The 16693-nt window shown below is 55.2% G+C and carries 15 protein-coding genes; 9 read left to right on the top strand and 6 right to left on the bottom strand.

The annotated features are described in order from the left end of the window. Positions 1-64: 64 nt before the first annotated feature. Complete coding sequence (locus ACUTQW_RS06190) at positions 65-1369, bottom strand: aminotransferase class I/II-fold pyridoxal phosphate-dependent enzyme (protein ID WP_006325607.1); 1305 nt, start codon at positions 1367-1369, stop codon at positions 65-67. A 68-nt stretch (positions 1370-1437) separates the two neighbouring features. Here ACUTQW_RS06190 and ACUTQW_RS06195 point away from each other — a divergent pair, with 68 nt between their 5' ends. From ACUTQW_RS06195 to ACUTQW_RS06205, 3 genes are read left to right on the top strand one after another with little or no spacing between them, the layout of a single operon-like run. Next, entirely contained in the window at positions 1438-1692 is a 255-nt protein-coding gene (locus tag ACUTQW_RS06195) for a hypothetical protein (protein ID WP_006325610.1), read from the top strand. Beyond that, on the top strand, positions 1689-2405 hold the full coding sequence (locus tag ACUTQW_RS06200; RefSeq protein ID WP_006325611.1) for a glutamine amidotransferase: 717 nt from the start codon (positions 1689-1691) through the stop codon (positions 2403-2405). The genes ACUTQW_RS06195 and ACUTQW_RS06200 overlap by 4 nt, the downstream gene beginning before the upstream one ends. Then, positions 2406-3245: a PfkB family carbohydrate kinase gene (locus ACUTQW_RS06205; protein ID WP_006325612.1), complete on the top strand. Its 840-nt coding sequence runs from the start codon at positions 2406-2408 to the stop codon at positions 3243-3245. Positions 3246-3289: 44 nt separating this feature from the next. On the opposite strand, the gene ACUTQW_RS06210 is transcribed toward ACUTQW_RS06205, so the two are convergent. The 3 genes from ACUTQW_RS06210 to olsF form a co-directional block, all read right to left on the bottom strand. Next, a complete protein-coding gene (locus tag ACUTQW_RS06210; RefSeq protein WP_037432983.1) occupies positions 3290-4003 on the bottom strand; it encodes a flagellar brake protein in 714 nt (237 codons plus the stop codon). A 73-nt stretch (positions 4004-4076) separates the two neighbouring features. Beyond that, the gene (locus ACUTQW_RS06215) at positions 4077-4859 is read right to left on the bottom strand and encodes an N-formylglutamate amidohydrolase (RefSeq protein WP_004944967.1); all 783 of its coding nucleotides are present in this window, start codon (positions 4857-4859) and stop codon (positions 4077-4079) included. Positions 4860-4956: 97 nt separating this feature from the next. Beyond that, positions 4957-6678 (bottom strand): ornithine lipid synthase OlsF, encoded by a 1722-nt coding sequence (olsF, locus tag ACUTQW_RS06220; protein WP_004944970.1) that lies wholly within the window; start codon positions 6676-6678, stop codon positions 4957-4959. 551 nt (positions 6679-7229) lie between these two features. Here olsF and ACUTQW_RS06225 point away from each other — a divergent pair. The 4 genes from ACUTQW_RS06225 (at position 7230) to uspE (ending at position 10519) form a co-directional block, all read left to right on the top strand. After that, a complete protein-coding gene (locus tag ACUTQW_RS06225) occupies positions 7230-7541 on the top strand; it encodes a hypothetical protein (protein ID WP_006325615.1) in 312 nt (103 codons plus the stop codon). Positions 7542-7772: 231 nt separating this feature from the next. Next, entirely contained in the window at positions 7773-8297 is a 525-nt protein-coding gene (gene ogt / locus ACUTQW_RS06230) for a methylated-DNA--[protein]-cysteine S-methyltransferase (RefSeq protein ID WP_006325616.1), read from the top strand. 368 nt (positions 8298-8665) lie between these two features. Continuing rightward, positions 8666-9430, top strand: coding sequence for an FNR family transcription factor (locus tag ACUTQW_RS06235; protein WP_004944979.1), 765 nt, complete (start codon positions 8666-8668; stop codon positions 9428-9430). A 126-nt stretch (positions 9431-9556) separates the two neighbouring features. Then, on the top strand, positions 9557-10519 hold the full coding sequence (gene uspE, locus ACUTQW_RS06240; RefSeq protein ID WP_006325617.1) for a universal stress protein UspE: 963 nt from the start codon (positions 9557-9559) through the stop codon (positions 10517-10519). 56 nt (positions 10520-10575) lie between these two features. Here uspE and pntB read toward each other — a convergent pair whose 3' ends face one another. Both pntB and pntA read right to left on the bottom strand, forming a co-directional pair. Beyond that, complete coding sequence (gene pntB, locus ACUTQW_RS06245) at positions 10576-11970, bottom strand: Re/Si-specific NAD(P)(+) transhydrogenase subunit beta (RefSeq protein WP_006325618.1); 1395 nt, start codon at positions 11968-11970, stop codon at positions 10576-10578. A 10-nt stretch (positions 11971-11980) separates the two neighbouring features. Continuing rightward, complete coding sequence (pntA, locus tag ACUTQW_RS06250; protein WP_006325619.1) at positions 11981-13510, bottom strand: Re/Si-specific NAD(P)(+) transhydrogenase subunit alpha; 1530 nt, start codon at positions 13508-13510, stop codon at positions 11981-11983. 586 nt (positions 13511-14096) lie between these two features. Between pntA and ydgH the strand changes: the two genes are divergently transcribed. Together ydgH and ACUTQW_RS06260 are read left to right on the top strand one after the other, a co-directional pair. Next, positions 14097-15047, top strand: coding sequence for a DUF1471 family protein YdgH (ydgH, locus tag ACUTQW_RS06255; RefSeq protein ID WP_004944994.1), 951 nt, complete (start codon positions 14097-14099; stop codon positions 15045-15047). Between the two features lie 245 nt (positions 15048-15292). Beyond that, positions 15293-16684: an amino acid permease gene (locus ACUTQW_RS06260; RefSeq protein ID WP_006325624.1), complete on the top strand. Its 1392-nt coding sequence runs from the start codon at positions 15293-15295 to the stop codon at positions 16682-16684. Positions 16685-16693: the final 9 nt, after the last annotated feature.

Below are 16693 nucleotides of genomic sequence, written 5' to 3' on the forward strand. Positions count from 1 at the left end.
GGAACGGGGCCATAAGCGTTAAATCGGCATTGACCATTGGCCATACCGATTTAATGCCTCGCATTCAGTTAACCGAGGTGCCGGCGACCATCGCCACCGCCAAATCCTGCGCCAACCTCTCCCGTTCTTCCTCCAGCAGGTTGGCCAGGCTGATACGGACAGCCGGGCCACTTTTCAGTCGGAACGGCTCACCGCTTTGCACCAACCAGCCGCGCTGCGCCATGATTTGGCTGGCGGCGGCTTCTGAGCGCACCGGCAACCAGATATGCACCCCTTCCCCCGGCGGCAATGACGTGCCGGTCAGTGCGCCCATTCGCGCTGCCAGCGCATCGCGCCGCGCCTGATAAGTTTCTTGTGCCCGTAACAGCAAGCCATCGCCCTGCACCTGCGTCCATAATTTGACGGCAATCTGCTGCAAGATATGGCTGACCCAACGCTCACGGATGTATTGATCGGCACGCATCGCCTGCAATAGCGACGGTTTGCCACAGGCCAACGCAATGCGCAGGTCCGGGCTGAGGAACTTGCTCAACGACAGCACATACAGGCCGTTGTCGGCACTGCAGGGCAAATGCAGTGGTTGTTGCGACAGCGGCCCCCAGAAATCATCGACGATCGCCAGGCAATCGGGCTGTTGCGCCAGGAACTCGCGCCAATCCTTGGCGCGGGCGGCGGTGAGCGACATACCGGTCGGGTTCTGCGCGCGCGGCGTAAGGATCACCGCGCAACCCAAGGTTGCGGCATCCTTCTCCGGCAGTTGGCACCCTTGATCATCGACCGCCAGCGGCAGCGGTTTCAGGCGAAGGTGCCGTAACAACGTCAGCAGCGGCGGCCAACAAGGATCTTCCACCCATACCGCAGCCCCCGGTGCCGCATGGCAGCGCAGCGCCTTTTCAATGGCGTCCAGCGCGCCGGAAAACACCGCCGGTTCGCCCAACGCGGCACCTTGTTCGGTGAGCCACTCGCGGCCCAGCGTGCACAATGCCGGTAAATCGCCGCTGACGTCATAGCCATTTTGCTGCGGGAAGACGTCATCCTTACCCAGCGACAGCGCCGGTAACAGCGTCGCATCCAGATTGCCACTGGCTAAATCGCGCATGCCTTCAGGCACCTGGCGTACGCTGCGCACCGCCCTTAACGGCTGGTCAAGCACCTGGGTACCGGCGCGGCCGCGGGTGGCCACCAAACCGGCATCCCGCAGCTTGCCGTACGCACTGGCGACCGTATTAGGGTTCACCCCCAGTTCCCCGGCCAACTGGCGCACCGGCGGCAACAGGTCACCCGGTTGCAAATCGCCCCGTTTTATCTGCGTGCCGATCTGTTCAGCAATCTGGACAGCGCTGCCGCCTTTTGCATACAATGAACTCATACATAAAACCTTTTTGTATTAGTTCAAAATAGCTTACCCGTTTCGAACGCAAAAGTTAAGAGGTCAAAATGGAAAAACATTACGTACTCGACATTCAGCACGCCGGCAAAGCCTTCGCCCGCATGCAGATGTTCACGCCCTGGGCTGCCGATCAACTGCAACAGGCCATGGCCCTGTTTCCCACCGAGCAGGGCTACCAATTGCACATCAGCCAGGTCAAAGAGCGCCGGATTGTTTATCAGAGCGGCGCAAGCGGTATTACCGTGCTCGGCGATGCGTTGGAACTGGCGCCTTATCACCACCCGAGTGAGGTAGAGCAATGAAAAAAGTTGTCGCTATCAGGCATGTAAATTTTGAAAACCTCGGTATTCTGGGATCATTGCTTTCACTGCGTGGCTATCAGATTGATTATTACGATGCAGGCCGTGACGATATCCGCGCCATCAACAATGAAGATACCGATTTGCTGGTAGTGCTCGGCGGGCCGATCAGCGCCGCGCAGCATTTTGCCGGACAGCAGCAGTATCCGTTTCTTAACGACGAGCTGGCGCTGGTCACCCAACGGTTACAGCTACGTCAGCCCACGATCGGCATTTGCCTGGGCGCGCAGGTGATGGCTCAGGCTTTGGGCGCCGCTGTAGTGTCGCTGGGCGTGAAAGAGATCGGTTACGCGCCGCTGACGCTGGCGGAAAATGAAGACTCCGTACTGGCGCCGCTGGCGGCAACGCCGGTGCTGCACTGGCACGGGGATATGTTTACCCTCCCGGAGGGGGCAACCTGCATGGCCAGCACCGAGGCTTGCCGTTATCAGGCGTTTGAATATCAGGATTTCGCGCTTGGGTTGCAGTTCCACCTGGAAGCCGATCATCGCGATATTGAACGCTGGTTGGTTGGCCACGCCTGTGAGCTGGAGTTAGCCGGCATCGACCCGCAGCAATTGCGCGACCAGGCCGCACGCCATGGCGCAGAACTGGAACAGCGCGCCCGCCAGGTATTTGCGCGGTGGCTGGATAAAAACGAACAAAGGACGCGTTAGATGCAACAAGCTTCTCAATTGCAATCGCCGCTGATTGATGTGATCAGCATTCAATCGCAGGTCGTGTATGGCAGCGTCGGCAACGGTATCGCCTATCGCACCCTGCTGAAAAAGGGGCTGGAAGCGCTGCAGGTGCCCAGCGTGCTGTTCGGCTGCCCGCCCTATTACGGCGCCCCCAGCGGCGGCGTGATTTCCGCCGAATGGTTTAGCGGTTTTCTGGAGGATTTGATCGCTCGCGGTGTGATGAAACGCACGCGGGCGGTGATCGTCGGCTATCTGGGTGATGTCGCCCAATGTCATATTCTGAACGCGTGGTTGCAACGGGTTCGCGCGATCAATCCGCAGATAAAAATCTATATCGATCCGGTGATGGGCGATTACGGTGAAGGCGTGTACGTGGACCCGCGTATCGTCAGTTGTTATCGCTCGCCGTTCCTGAGCCTTGCCAACGGCCTGACGCCCAATGGGTTTGAACTGGAGCAACTTTGCGGGCATGGCCTGGCTACGCGGGAACAGACGCAACACGCTGCGCAGGCGCTGTTAAATGACACGACCGAGTGGGTGTTGGTGACCAGCGCACCGGGCATAGCGGAAAACGACGATGAGTTAGGGTTATTGCTGGTCAGCCATAATCAGGTGCAAAGCTATACTCACCCTAAAATCAAATCAAAGGTGAAAGGCACCGGTGACATGTTTACCGCGCTGCTGGTCAGCCATTTGCTGCACGGCAGAAGCCTCAACGACGCCATAGTTACCGCCGGCGGCGAGGTGTGTGACGTGTTGGCGGAAGCGGAGCATTTCGGTTGGGAAGAGATTGGCAGCCTGCGCGCCTTGAGATAGGACAGATCCATCGAGGGGCAGCCCGCTGCCCCTGTTCGTCTGATTCAGCGTTTCTTTTTTTTATTGAAATCTAATTCAAACGCAAACACCGCGCTCTGGATTTTTCTTTCCATTGCCAGGCCGAGATTGATAAAGCGGCACGACAAACGCGAGAAATGCACCGGTTTGTCATTGTCATCCAACTCCTGATCTTCGTTGATCACCATCAGTTCCATATTGACCTTGAAACTGCCGTAACTGCCAAGATCCAACAGCGCCTTTTTGAACTGGAGGCCCGGTTGAAGTTTGTCCGGCAGCGGGCCATCGAAGCGCAAGCCCACACCGCCGGCAGAGAGATCGTGGATCCTTAATTGGTACGAGGTGCCGTCGGCATATTCTCCGCTGCAGAGAAACTGACGCCAGTGTGGCGTGGTGACACGGAATTGACGGCGGCGCTGGATATAAACCAGCTCCTTTGGCAGGCGGGTTGAACAGGCTTGAACGCCCAGATGGTCGGTAAATTCTGGTTGGCCAACGGCAAATTCGATCTTCGCATCATTGCTTTCAATCACGATGGTAAATTCGCCATCCGCCCGTGTATCCGCATCGTCGCCGCTGAAAACGATATTGTCGGGCCCTACGCTCAATAATAAACTCTGAAACTGCTGCTGCTGGTTAACGACCCGCAGCGGAGTGCGTTGTTTACAAATGTCACGCAATATCGCCAGAACCTCAAAACGCTCCCGTTTGATAAACAATCCGTTATCATTGTGCTCCACACGTCTCTCCTGACTCTTCCCAATGGCGATTACATATTCCTTACAGTTATCATCACTGGGAATATTCCTAAAGTCAAATTTGCCAGCGATGCCAGGCCTGTGGGAGCAGCCTTGCGAAGCGTTTTGCCCAGGCCCGCTGGCCAGGTTCATCGGCGATCAGATCCTGGCGGATCTCGATGCCAACGTAAGGTAACCCGCGTCGTTCCGCATGCACCGGCAGGGTGTAATCCGTCGCGTCGGTCATCGCATAAGGTTCGTTGACTCCCACCAGCAAATCCCCCTCCTCCCGCAGCAGCTCTGCCAGCAGGTGGGCAAACGCCGGTTGGCGGTTAAACAACAGACCAACCTGCCAGGGGCGGGAATGGCCTTTGAACACCGGCGTAAAACTGTGCATCGCGATAATGGCGGTGGGTTTCTCGCGCAGCTGCCGCTCGCCCAGCGTATCGTCGATACGGTGGTGATACGGCAGGAAAATTTCCCGCTCGCGGGCCAGCGCGTGCTCGGCATCAATGCCGATATTGCCGGGAATAGGCGTCAGCTCCGACAGATGCGGGATCGAGCTGGCGATGCCCGGAGCCCGGTTGCAGTCGATCACCAAACGTGAGTAACGCTGATGAATCAGCGTGGCATCCAGATGGCGGCTAAGGTGACGCGAAACCTCCAACGCGCCAATATCCCAACCGATATGACGATCGATTTCACCGGGCGGCAGCCCCAGATCGCCCAAGCGTTGCGGTATCGCCTGGCCGGCGTGATCGCACAGCAATAAAAAGGGGGCGGTGCCCTTGGGCGTTTCAACCGCAACGGCGGGAGGCTCATCGGCGGATAACAATTGCGGAACAAAGGACTGTGGCATGCAAAACTCCGGGGTGGGATAAACCCTCATCCTAGCGCTATCCCACCGCTGGCCCCAAGCCGGGGCTTAGATCAAAAACGCATGATTGCGTGGCCGATCACTCTATGCAGGCTTCCTGCGGCTGATGAACCGCAATATAACGTTGGAAGCGCGACGGTTTTAGCCGGGTGAGATCAACCAACACCAATCCGTCGATGCAGTTGTTGAACGCCGGATCGGTGCCAAAATCAATAAACTGCACCCCGCCCGGCTCACACAGCTCGGTATATTGTTTATACAAGGTCGGGATCGAGCAGCCGATGTTGCTCAGCAGGCTTTTCAGCCGCACCAGATCTTCTTGATAATTATCGCCGGCAAATTGCGCCAAGACCTGCGGCAGCGAAGCCGGATAAGGCTGGCGTGACTGCGCCAACGCGCTTCCCGGTGAGAAATACAGCCGGTAGAAAGCGATCAACAGGTCACGCGCCGCCACCGGCATGCCGCCGGATATGGAGACCGGACCAAACAGATAGCGATACTGCGGGTATTTTGCCAGGTAGGCGCCAATGCCCAGCCACAGGTAATCCAGCCCACGTTTGCCCCAGTAGGCCGGTTGGATAAAGCTGCGGCCCAGTTCGATGCCCTGCGCCAGGATCGGTGCCATATCGCGGTCATAATGGAACAGGCTGTTGCTGTATATGCTTTCCAGGCCCTTGCGCTCCAACTGCTCGGCGGTGGGAATAAAACGGTAGGCGCCGACAATTTCCAGTTCGTCCGCATCCCATAACACCAGGTGATAATAGTCGTCGTCGTAGCTGTCCAGATCGCGCCGACGGCCGGAACCTTCGCCCACCGCACGGAAAGCGATCTCGCGCAGGCGACCTAGTTCACGCAGGATAGGCGTACGAGCCTCATCCTGGCGGCGGTACAGGTAAATGATTTTGCCGTCCGGCGTTACGCCAAGTTGTTCGCAATTTGCCAACGCCTTCTTCAGCTCAAGCCGATCTTCAGGCAGGGCGATGGCCGATTCGCTGGCGAACAACCCTTCCTTGCCCTGGCCCAAACGATAAACGTGACGACGGAAGCGTTCGGCCAAATCTTTGGCGCTGGTGTGGCCATCGTGCCAGTTGGCGAACGGAATGCGGCCGCCAACGCGGATTTTGATACGGCCGCCCTGCTGCTGGAACATTTCACGCACCAGCAACAAGGTGGATAACGGGCGGTAGACCAGCGAGGTGAAGTAAAACAGGTTGCTGTTACGCGCGCTGATGTGGATCGGCACAATAGGCGCCCGCGCCTTGGCCGCCAGGCGTAAGAAACCGGTATGCCAGTGGCCGTCGCGAATGCCTTTCGGACTCATGCGCGACACTTCGCCGGCGGGGAACAAGATCAGCGCACCCTGTTTATCGAGTTGCGCCTGCATGCCTTCAATTTGCTTGCGGCTGGTTTTATAACCCACGTTGTCCACCGGCACGAACAGGCTGCGCAGCGGTTCAATATAGGTCAGCAGTTGGCTGGCGACCACCTTCACATCCGGACGCACCGCCGCGACCGCACGCAGCAACACCAGACCGTCCAGCGAGCCGATGGGATGATTCGCAACCAGCACCACCGGCCCCTGGCTTGGAATATTTTCCAGATCGCCATCCACCAGCTCACAGCTGAGGTTGAAGTAATCGACCACTTGCTCGATCAAATCCAGGCCCTTAAGGTGCGGATAATCGGCGGCAAACTGTTTGAATTCTTTTTCGAAGAGTAAAGTTCTGAGCAGGCTACGCTGCCAGGCAGGGGTATTGCGGTGTGGAAATGCATCTTGCAACAGAGAATCCAAGCTAAACATCGCGTTATCTCCTGGCTTAGTCGCTGCAAACTTAAGCCAGCGCTATGACCCTAACATGTCAGTTACATGACAGAAAAATGAAATCCCTCGCCTATCAGGTATAGCAAATTATTGAAGAAATGGCGGCGACGGTTTTTCCATCATGGCCGGCGTAGCATTTTATGCTCCTGAAACTCGCACCTGGATGCGCCGAACATCGGCCACTGGGGCGACACTCCGGCAAAAACGGGGTTAACCGGCAGCGCAGAGCCACGGAGGGAAAGCTATTCCATGCGCAACATTCCGACAGCCTGAAGGGATTATTATGCGACATATTTCACATTACTCCCGCACGGCCAACCACAAAATCATTAACCCGGCTTCACTATGATCTACATCATGGCATTACCTTACCCCTCGCTCTATTATCAAGTTAATTGGTATGGAGTATAAGAATACTACCTAAGCCATTTCCCAGCCTGAGATGCTGAGCATTTATTCTTTGATAGCAGCCATTATATTTTTTAACTTTTTTATGGTTGGCATAATTTATTCTAATCGAGGAATTAATCATGTCTCATTCTCTAATCGCACTGGTACTGTTCACCTTGTTACCGGCAACCTTGCACGCAGCCCAGGAAGCCAGCAATGTCAGCCCATCCGGCACCCTCTATTTTGCGGGTAAAATAGCTGCGCCCACTTGTGAAATTAGACGGGATGACGGCCAGTTCGTTTCATCCTGCTACCGAAAAACCGCCGACAGCCGCTTCGGTTATATCACCATGCCGCTAAGCGCAATGTCATCGGAATTAATTTCCGACGCCACCATCGAAAAAATAAACAATAATCCTGACATGCAGAGAGTAACACTGAGTTATAACTGACCCTGGAAAAGCATCAATAGCCACCAAGGGAAAGCAATAAAAAAACTGCGTACAAATTGTAAGTTAACGTTATAAATTGGAACGCATCATTGATGCTTTCACCCGAGCCTCTACTCTCATCCCCGCGATGGGCAAGACATCATTGCCCATCCATCTTCATGTCCGAAATCCGCCATCGCACCGTCGCATTTCGTGCAATAATCTCCCCATCAAACGTGAGGAGTGATCAAAATGCAGACCTTTTTTATTGATCGTATGGCGACGCCGGTTGGCGAACTGGTGCTGATTGCCGACGAACAGGACCGTTTGCGCGCTATCGACTGGACCGAGCACGAAGTGCGCCTGATGAAGCTGATGAATACCCATTACCGCGCCGACCGTTTCCAACTGCAGGAAAAGCGTAACCCCGGTGGCCTGACCGACGTCATGCAACGGTATTTTGCTGGTGAGCTGACGGTGATAGACGACCTGCCGGTGATGACCGCAGGCACTGAGTTCCAGCGCACCGTCTGGCAGCAACTGCGTCAGATCCCCTGCGGCGAGATCATTACCTATGGCGAACTGGCGAAACGCATCGGGCGCCCAACCGCCTCCCGCGCGGTCGGCATGGCCAATGGCTCCAATCCGATCAGCATTGTGGTGCCTTGCCACCGGGTGATTGGTTCGCAGGGTGCATTGACCGGTTACGCCGGCGGTGTGCAGCGCAAACAGTGGCTGCTGAAGCACGAAGGCTATTTGCAGAAAGATTTGCTCTAATAATTCGCCGGTGCGCTCTGGCATTGTTGGGGAAACGGATGGGCCGGATCGTAGCAGGCAATGTCGCAAGTTCCGGCCGCTAAAATGCGTCACCCAATGGCTGGGGATGCCGAGAGTAAAAGATTCCTTATGCTAAAAAACCTTGCGTAATTTGCGGTCTCTGACGGGACATAAACGGCGGCTGCGCCTGCAAGCCATTCACGTAAGTTATAAACAAATCAAAAAATTTCAGTCAGCTACAGGATAATCATCGGCATAAGCGAACAAAATTCGCACACAATGCCCCTCTTCATGTTAACGCTACCCTTATCACCTGCAACAAAAGATGTTAAAATTGACGCATATCAATTATTGAATGAGCGTAATCTATGATCCCGGAAAAACGCGTGATTCGTCGTATCCAGTCTGGTGGTTGTGCGATCCATTGTCAGGACTGCAGCATCAGCCAGCTGTGCATTCCTTTTACTCTTAATGCTCATGAGCTGGACCAGCTCGACAACATTATCGAAAGGAAAAAGCCTATCCAGAAGGGGCAGACCCTGTTTAAGGCCGGCGATGAACTGAAATCCTTGTACGCTATCCGCTCCGGGACCATCAAGAGCTACACCATTACCGAACAGGGTGACGAACAAATCACCGGCTTCCATCTGGCAGGCGATCTGGTCGGTTTTGACGCCATTGGCGGCCTGAAGCATCCAAGCTTCGCTCAGGCTCTGGAAACCGCAATGGTCTGCGAGATCCCGTTTGAAACCCTGGACGACCTTTCCGGTAAAATGCCTAACCTGCGCCAGCAAATTATGCGTTTGATGAGCGGCGAGATTAAAGGCGACCAGGATATGATCCTGCTGCTGTCGAAGAAAAATGCCGAAGAGCGCCTGGCGGCGTTCGTCTACAACCTGTCGCGCCGCTTTGCGGAACGGGGCTTCTCACCGCGTGAATTCCGTCTGACCATGACCCGTGGCGACATCGGCAACTATCTTGGTCTGACCGTTGAGACCATCAGCCGCCTGCTGGGCCGCTTCCAGAAAAGCGAAATCCTCAGCGTCAAAGGCAAATACATCACCATCGAAAACGTCGACGCCCTGTCGGTGTTGGCCGGCACGCCTCGCATCAACGTGACCGTAAACGCCTGATCCCATGCCGGGTCAATAATTCTGCGGAATTATTGACCCGACTCATCTCTGCCGCTGTTCTGATTTTCAATGTTGGGTTACTCTGTAAATTAACAGACTGTTGATTTTCAGCTGTAAGGAGGCCCTATGGCGAAGTATCAGAATCTTCTGGTGGCTATTGACCCCAATCAGGACGATCAACCGGCGCTGCGTCGGGCGGTTTACCTGATAAAACGGAACGGCGGGCGTATCAAAGCCTTTCTTCCTATCTATGACTTCTCTTACGAGATGACGACCCTGCTCTCCCCCGACGAACGGACGGCGATGCGGCAAGGCGTTATCAGCCAACGCGCCGCGTGGATTAACGAGCAATGCCGTTTTTACCTCGACGAAGGCGTTCCTATTGAAATCAAAGTGGTCTGGCATAACCGCCCTTTTGAGGCAATCATTCAGGAAGTGATCACCGCCAAGCATGATTTGCTGCTGAAAATGGCACATCAGCACGACCGGCTGGAATCGGTCATTTTCACCCCGACCGACTGGCATCTGTTACGCAAATGTCCGTGCCCGGTGTGGATGGTCAAAGATCAACCCTGGCCGGAAGGCGGCAAGGCGGTGGTCGCCGTCAATCTGGCCAGCGAAGAACCCTATCACGATCCGCTGAACATCAAGCTGGTGCAGGAAACCGTCGAACTGGCGCAAAACGTCAACCAGACGGAAGTGCATCTGGTCGGAGCCTACCCTGTTACCCCTATCAATATCGCCATTGAACTGCCTGATTTTGATCCCAGCGTCTATAACGACGCCATTCGCGGGCAGCATCTGATCGCCATGAAGGCATTAAGGCAGAAGTTCTGTATTAACGAAGAGTTCACCCACGTTGAAAAAGGCCTGCCGGAAGAGGTGATCCCGGATTTGGCCGAACACTTGCAGGCGGGCGTGGTGGTGTTGGGGACATTAGGCCGCACCGGTATTTCGGCGGCGTTTATCGGCAACACGGCAGAACATGTGATCGACCATCTGAAATGCGATCTGCTGGTGATTAAGCCGGAAAACTTCAACTGCCCCATCGAAGTCGATGAAGACGATGAACACGACGACGAGGACTGATTTTCGGGCATAAAAAAACACGGGCCAATTAAGGCCCGTGTTTTTATTGGCTGCGGTTAAGCCTGCAACGCTCTCAGTATCGCTTCCACACTCTCTTTGGCATCGCCAAACAGCATCTGGGTGTTCTCTTTGAAGAACAGCGGGTTCTGCACGCCGGCGTAACCGGTGTTCATCGAACGTTTAAAAGCAATCACGTTTTGCGCTTTCCACACTTCCAGCACCGGCATGCCGGCGATCGGGCTGCGCGGATCCTCCAGCGCGGCCGGGTTCACCGTGTCGTTGGCGCCGATCACCAGCACGGTATCGGTATCCGGGAAATCTTCGTTGATTTCGTCCATCTCCAGCACCACGTCGTACGGCACCCTGGCTTCCGCCAGCAGCACGTTCATGTGGCCCGGTAAACGCCCGGCAACCGGGTGAATGCCGAAACGCACTTTGATGCCGCGCGCGCGCAGTTTTTCGGTGATTTCCGCCACCGGATATTGTGCCTGCGCGACCGCCATGCCATAGCCTGGGGTGATGATCACCGAAGTGGAATTCTTCAGTTGCTCGGCCACCTCTTCCGCCGTGGTTTCACGATATTCGCCCATTTCTTCCGCATTGCCGGTCGAGGAACCATCGGTACCGAAACCGCCGGCGATCACGCTGATAAACGAACGGTTCATCGCCTTACACATAATGTAAGACAGGATGGCGCCCGAGGAACCCACCAACGCACCGGTAACGATCAGCAGATCGTTGCTCAACATAAAGCCCGCAGCGGCGGCCGCCCAGCCCGAATAGGAGTTGAGCATCGACACGACTACCGGCATGTCGGCACCGCCGATAGAGGCAACCAGATGCCAACCGAAGGCCAGCGCAATCGCGGTCATCAGCACCAACGCCACCGCCTGCCAGCCCACGCTGTCGGTACGAACGAAAACGACCAACAGCAGGAAGGAGATCACCAGTGCCGCCAGGTTCATCTTGTGGCGATTCGGCAATGCCAGCGGTTTGGATGAGATGATGCCACGCAGTTTACCGAAAGCGACAATCGAACCGGTGAAGGTGACCGCACCGATAAAGATGCCGAGGAACACTTCGGTCAGATGGATATTCTCCATCACCGGCTCCATCGACGCGCCGTGATCCAGGTAGCTGTTCAGGCCCACCAACACCGCCGCCAGGCCAACGAAACTGTGCAACACCGCCACCAACTCCGGCATTTCGGTCATTTCGACTTTTTTCGCCAGATAGACGCCGATGGAACCACCGATAATCATCGCAATGATGATCCAACCCACGTTGCCGGAATCCGGCCCGAGGATGGTGGCAATCAACGCAATTGCCATCCCGGCGATGCCAAACAGGTTGCCCTGCTTCGACGTTTCATGGCGCGACAGACCGGCCAGGCTGCAAATAAACAAAATAGCGGCAACAATGTATGCAGCTGTAACTAATCCTCCAGACATGTGCTACCCCTTAGTTCTTGCGGAACATCTTCAGCATGCGCTGAGTGACGGTGAATCCACCAAAAATATTGATGCTGGCAATCAGCACGGCGATGAAGGAGAGGAAACTCACCCAGCCGCCGTGACCAATTTGCAATAACGCACCGACCACGATAATCCCTGAGATCGCATTGGTGACCGACATCAACGGGGTATGCAATGCATGGCTGACGTTCCAAACCACGTAGTAACCCACCACGCAGGCCAGCGCAAACACGGTAAAGTGAGACAGGAACTCTTTTGGCGCGGCGTTAGCCAGCCAGCCGAACAGAATAATCGCCAGCGCGATCAGCCCGTATTTCAGCCAAGGTGAAACCGGTTTCGCCGCCGGTTTAGCGATCGGTGCCGCCGCTTGCGCCTGCTTCGGCTGTGCGGAAACCTGGATTGGCGGAGCAGGCCAGGTCACCTCGCCGCTGCGCACCACGGTGACGCCACGGATCACGGTGTCCTCGAAATCGATATCGATTTCGCCGTTTTTCTCTTTCGTCAGCAATTTCAGCAAATTAACCAGGTTAGTGCCGTAAAGCTGCGAAGACTGGGTCGGCAAGCGGCTTGGCAGATCGGTATAGCCAATGATTTTTACGCCATTGTCAGTGACGGTCACGCGGTCGGCCACGGTCAACTCGCAGTTGCCGCCGTTTTGCGCCGCCAGATCGACGATCACGCTGCCCGGCTTCATCGAAGCCACCATCTCTTTAGTAATAAGCTTTGGCGCAGGTTTACCCGGGATCAGCGCGGTGGTGACAATAATGTCGACCTCTGCCGCCTGGGCGGCAAACAACGCCATCTCAGCCTTGATAAAGGCTTCCGACATCACTTTGGCGTAACCGTCGCCGCTGCCCGCCTCTTCCTCAAAGTCCAACTCGAGGAATTCTGCGCCCATGCTCTGCACTTGCTCTTTTACTTCCGGGCGGGTGTCGAAGGCACGCACGATCGCCCCCAAGCTACCTGCCGCGCCAATCGCCGCCAAACCCGCGACGCCAGCACCGATGATCATCACTTTCGCCGGTGGAACCTTGCCGGCTGCGGTGATCTGGCCGGTGAAGAAACGGCCAAACTCGTGTGCCGCTTCAACAATCGCGCGGTAACCGGCGATATTGGCCATCGAGCTGAGCGCATCCATCGACTGCGCGCGGGAAATACGCGGCACCGAATCCATCGCTATCGCGGTGACGTTGCGTGCAGCCAGTTTTTCGATAAGCTCCGGGTTTTGCGCCGGCCAGATAAAACTGACCAGCGTACTGCCCTCACGCATTAACGCGATCTCGTCCTCTTGTGGCGCGTTAACTTTCAAAATCAGATCCGATTGCCAAACGTCGGCAGTATCGGTAATCGTCGCCCCTGCGGTTTCATAAGCCGCATTGTCAAAGCTTGCCAGTTTACCCGCGTCGCTTTCGACAGCGACGGTAAAGCCCAGCTTCAGCAGTTGTTCCACCGTTTTCGGCGTTGCTGCAACCCGGGCTTCATTGGCCAACCGTTCTCTTGGTACACCAATACGCATAATGTTCCCTTCTCACCTGTCTTTGATGATGTTTATTATCTTCCTACCCATAGCAGTAGCGCCGGCTGACATCTCGCCCCGTCGTCTTTCAAGACTGTGCGTTATTGGCTGCAATTTGAAAGCCACAGAGTGACTTGTCGGCATCGAATTAAGGCACCATCTATAACCTACTGAAAATATGATCGATGATCCATAATTGCTTACGCATTCACGCCTGTTTTTACATAAAAATTCAGACAACGACATGACAAATCGCAATTTTAAGTTAAAAAGCCGTGCGCACCGCCGTTTTTGCTGCAGATTTGTGACGAACGCTTACCTGAAGATATCCGCCCCACGCGGCCAGAATGAATGAAAGTTATAAAATTGTGAATAATTAACACTTATGTCATCAAAGGCTTTATTATTGAAACTTATGGCGATTACGCAGCAAATGGCGTAAACAATCCTTCATGGGATTTGTCTCATGCGATGACATAAAATGCTGAGACACTTGTCGAGATTACATGTAATAATCGGCGGCTGAATTACCCATAAACAGTTCAGCACGTTATAAACGTTAATGCGCTTGGCGAAAGGATTTTTTATGAAGCTGAAGAACACGATCATCGCATCAGCCTTGTTATCACTCACTGCGCTGTCTGCTCATGCGGCACTTGAGTTAACTCCTGAAAAAGCAGCGGCGCTGAAGCCGTTTGATCGCATCACTATTACCGGCCGCTTTAATGCCATCAATGAAGCCGTTGAGGCCGTATCCCGCCGTGCAGACAAACTGGGCGCAGATTCCTTCTACATCCAGGACAGCAATAACAGCAACAATGGCGGCAACTGGCGCGTCACCGCAGATCTTTATCATAAAGACGCGGCAGAAGTGAGCAAAGAGCCTAAGTACCGCGTCATTAACGGCGTGACCGAATTACCGAAAGAACAGGCGTACCTGCTTGAGCCTTACGATACGGTAACCGTCAGCGGTTTCTACCGCAGCCAGCCGGACATCAACGACGCCATCACCAAAGAAGCGAAAAAGAAAGGCGCTGCCTCATTCTTTATTGTCCGTCAGGTTGATGCTAACCAGGGTGGTAACCAGTTCATCACCGCCTACATCTATAAAGCCGATGCGCCTAAGCGCGTGGTCCAGAGCCCGGATGCCATTCCTGCCGACTCTGAAGCCGGCAAAGCTGCATTGGCCGCCGGTGGCGCTGCCGCCGCCCAGGTTGAAATCCCGGGCGTGGCTTCTTCAGGTTCGCCAAGCCGTGACGTAGGCCGTTTCTTCGAAACCCAGTCTTCTACCGGCCAACGCTATACCGTCACGCTGCCGAACGGCACCAAAATCCAGGAAGTGAACAACGTCACCGCCGCGCAGATGGTGCCGTTTGATTCCGTGACCTTCACCGGTCACTTCAACAGCATGACGGACATTTCCACCGAAGTGGCGAAGCGTGCCGCTGCGAAAGGTGCCAAGTTCTACCACGTGACTCGTCAGTGGCAGAACAAGAGTGGCGGCAACCTGACCGTGAGCGCCGATCTGTTCAAATAAGTTTCACTTCGCGGTTTACTCTCGGGCAGCCATTGGGCTGCCCGTTTTTTTGCCGATTAGCCCCCCGCGTCGGTTGAATAATTTTTTGTAAATTCCGCATATTCAATCATTGCATCGGCAACGATCCATCCGTAGAATTTGCGCCTGTTTTTAGGGCTATTATCTATTTGTTCAGTAATTGTCATTACGTTGTTACTGCCAATCAGTTATCTAACAGTTGTTTATTCTGCGCTCAGGATCCGTCATTGGAAAAAAAACTAGGTCTTACCGCGTTAACCGCATTGGTGCTCAGTTCCATGCTGGGCGCCGGGGTTTTCAGCCTGCCGCAAAACATGGCGCAAGTCGCCAGCCCGGCCGCCCTGCTGCTGGGTTGGGCGATCACCGGCGTCGGCATCCTGTTTCTGGCTTTTGCCATGCTGTTGCTCACCCGCCTGCGACCCGATCTGGACGGCGGGATTTTCACCTATGCGAAAGAAGGCTTTGGCGAGCTGGTGGGCTTCTGCTCCGCATGGGGATATTGGCTATGTGCGGTGATCGCCAACGTCTCCTATCTGGTAATCGTGTTTGCCGCACTGAGCTTATTTACCGATCGCGGCGGCGATGTCATTTTGGGTGACGGCAATACCTGGCAGGCGCTATTGGCGGAATCGTTGCTGCTGTGGATCGTGCATGCGCTGGTGCTGCGTGGGGTGCAAACCGCGGCCAGTATCAACCTGGCGGCAACATTGGCCAAGCTTTTGCCGCTTGGCCTGTTTGCCGTCTTGGCGGCTATCGCGTTCAAAATGGACGTATTTACCCTGGATTTCCACGGCGTCGCGCTCGGCAAACCGGTGTGGGAACAGGTAAAAAACACCATGCTGATTACTCTGTGGGTGTTTATCGGCGTGGAAGGCGCGGTGGTGGTTTCCGCGCGAGCACGCAATAAAAAAGATGTAGGCCGTGCAACCATGTTGGCGGTGCTCTCCGCGCTGGCGGTTTACCTGATGGTGACGCTGCTGTCGCTGGGAGTGGTGCCGCGCAGTGAAGTGGCCGGGATGCGTAACCCCTCGATGGCGGTGCTGATGGTCGATCTGATTGGCCCCTGGGGGGATGTGATTATCGCCGCCGGCCTGATCGTGTCCGTATGCGGCGCTTATTTGAGCTGGACGATTATGGCCGCTGAAGTGCCGCTGCTGGCCGCCCAGCACGGCGCTTTTCCTAAAATATTCCGCAAGCAGAACAAGAATCACGCGCCTTCGGCTTCGTTATGGCTGACCAATATCGCGGTGCAATTCGCGCTGGTGGTGATCTGGCTGACCGGCAGCAACTATAACTCGTTGCTGACTATCGCCTCGGAAATGATTCTGGTGCCTTACTTCCTGGTCGGCGCCTTCCTGTTCAAGGTCGCGCTGCGCCGCCAGGACAAACGACTGATGTTCGCCGCCACCGGTGCCTGCCTGTACGGTATTTGGCTGCTGTACGCATCAGGGTTGATGCATCTGTTGATGTCGGTGTTACTGTATGCGCCGGGGTTGCTGGTGTTTATCTATGCTCGACGCGGGCACGAGAATGTCAAATTGCTGAATCAGCTGGAGAAAAGCAGCATTTTGCTGTTGCTGGTGGCTACGGTGCCGGCGGGTTGGTTTATGCTGCAGTAGTGAAGGACG

Source organism: Serratia sp. TSA_7 (assembly GCF_052692135.1).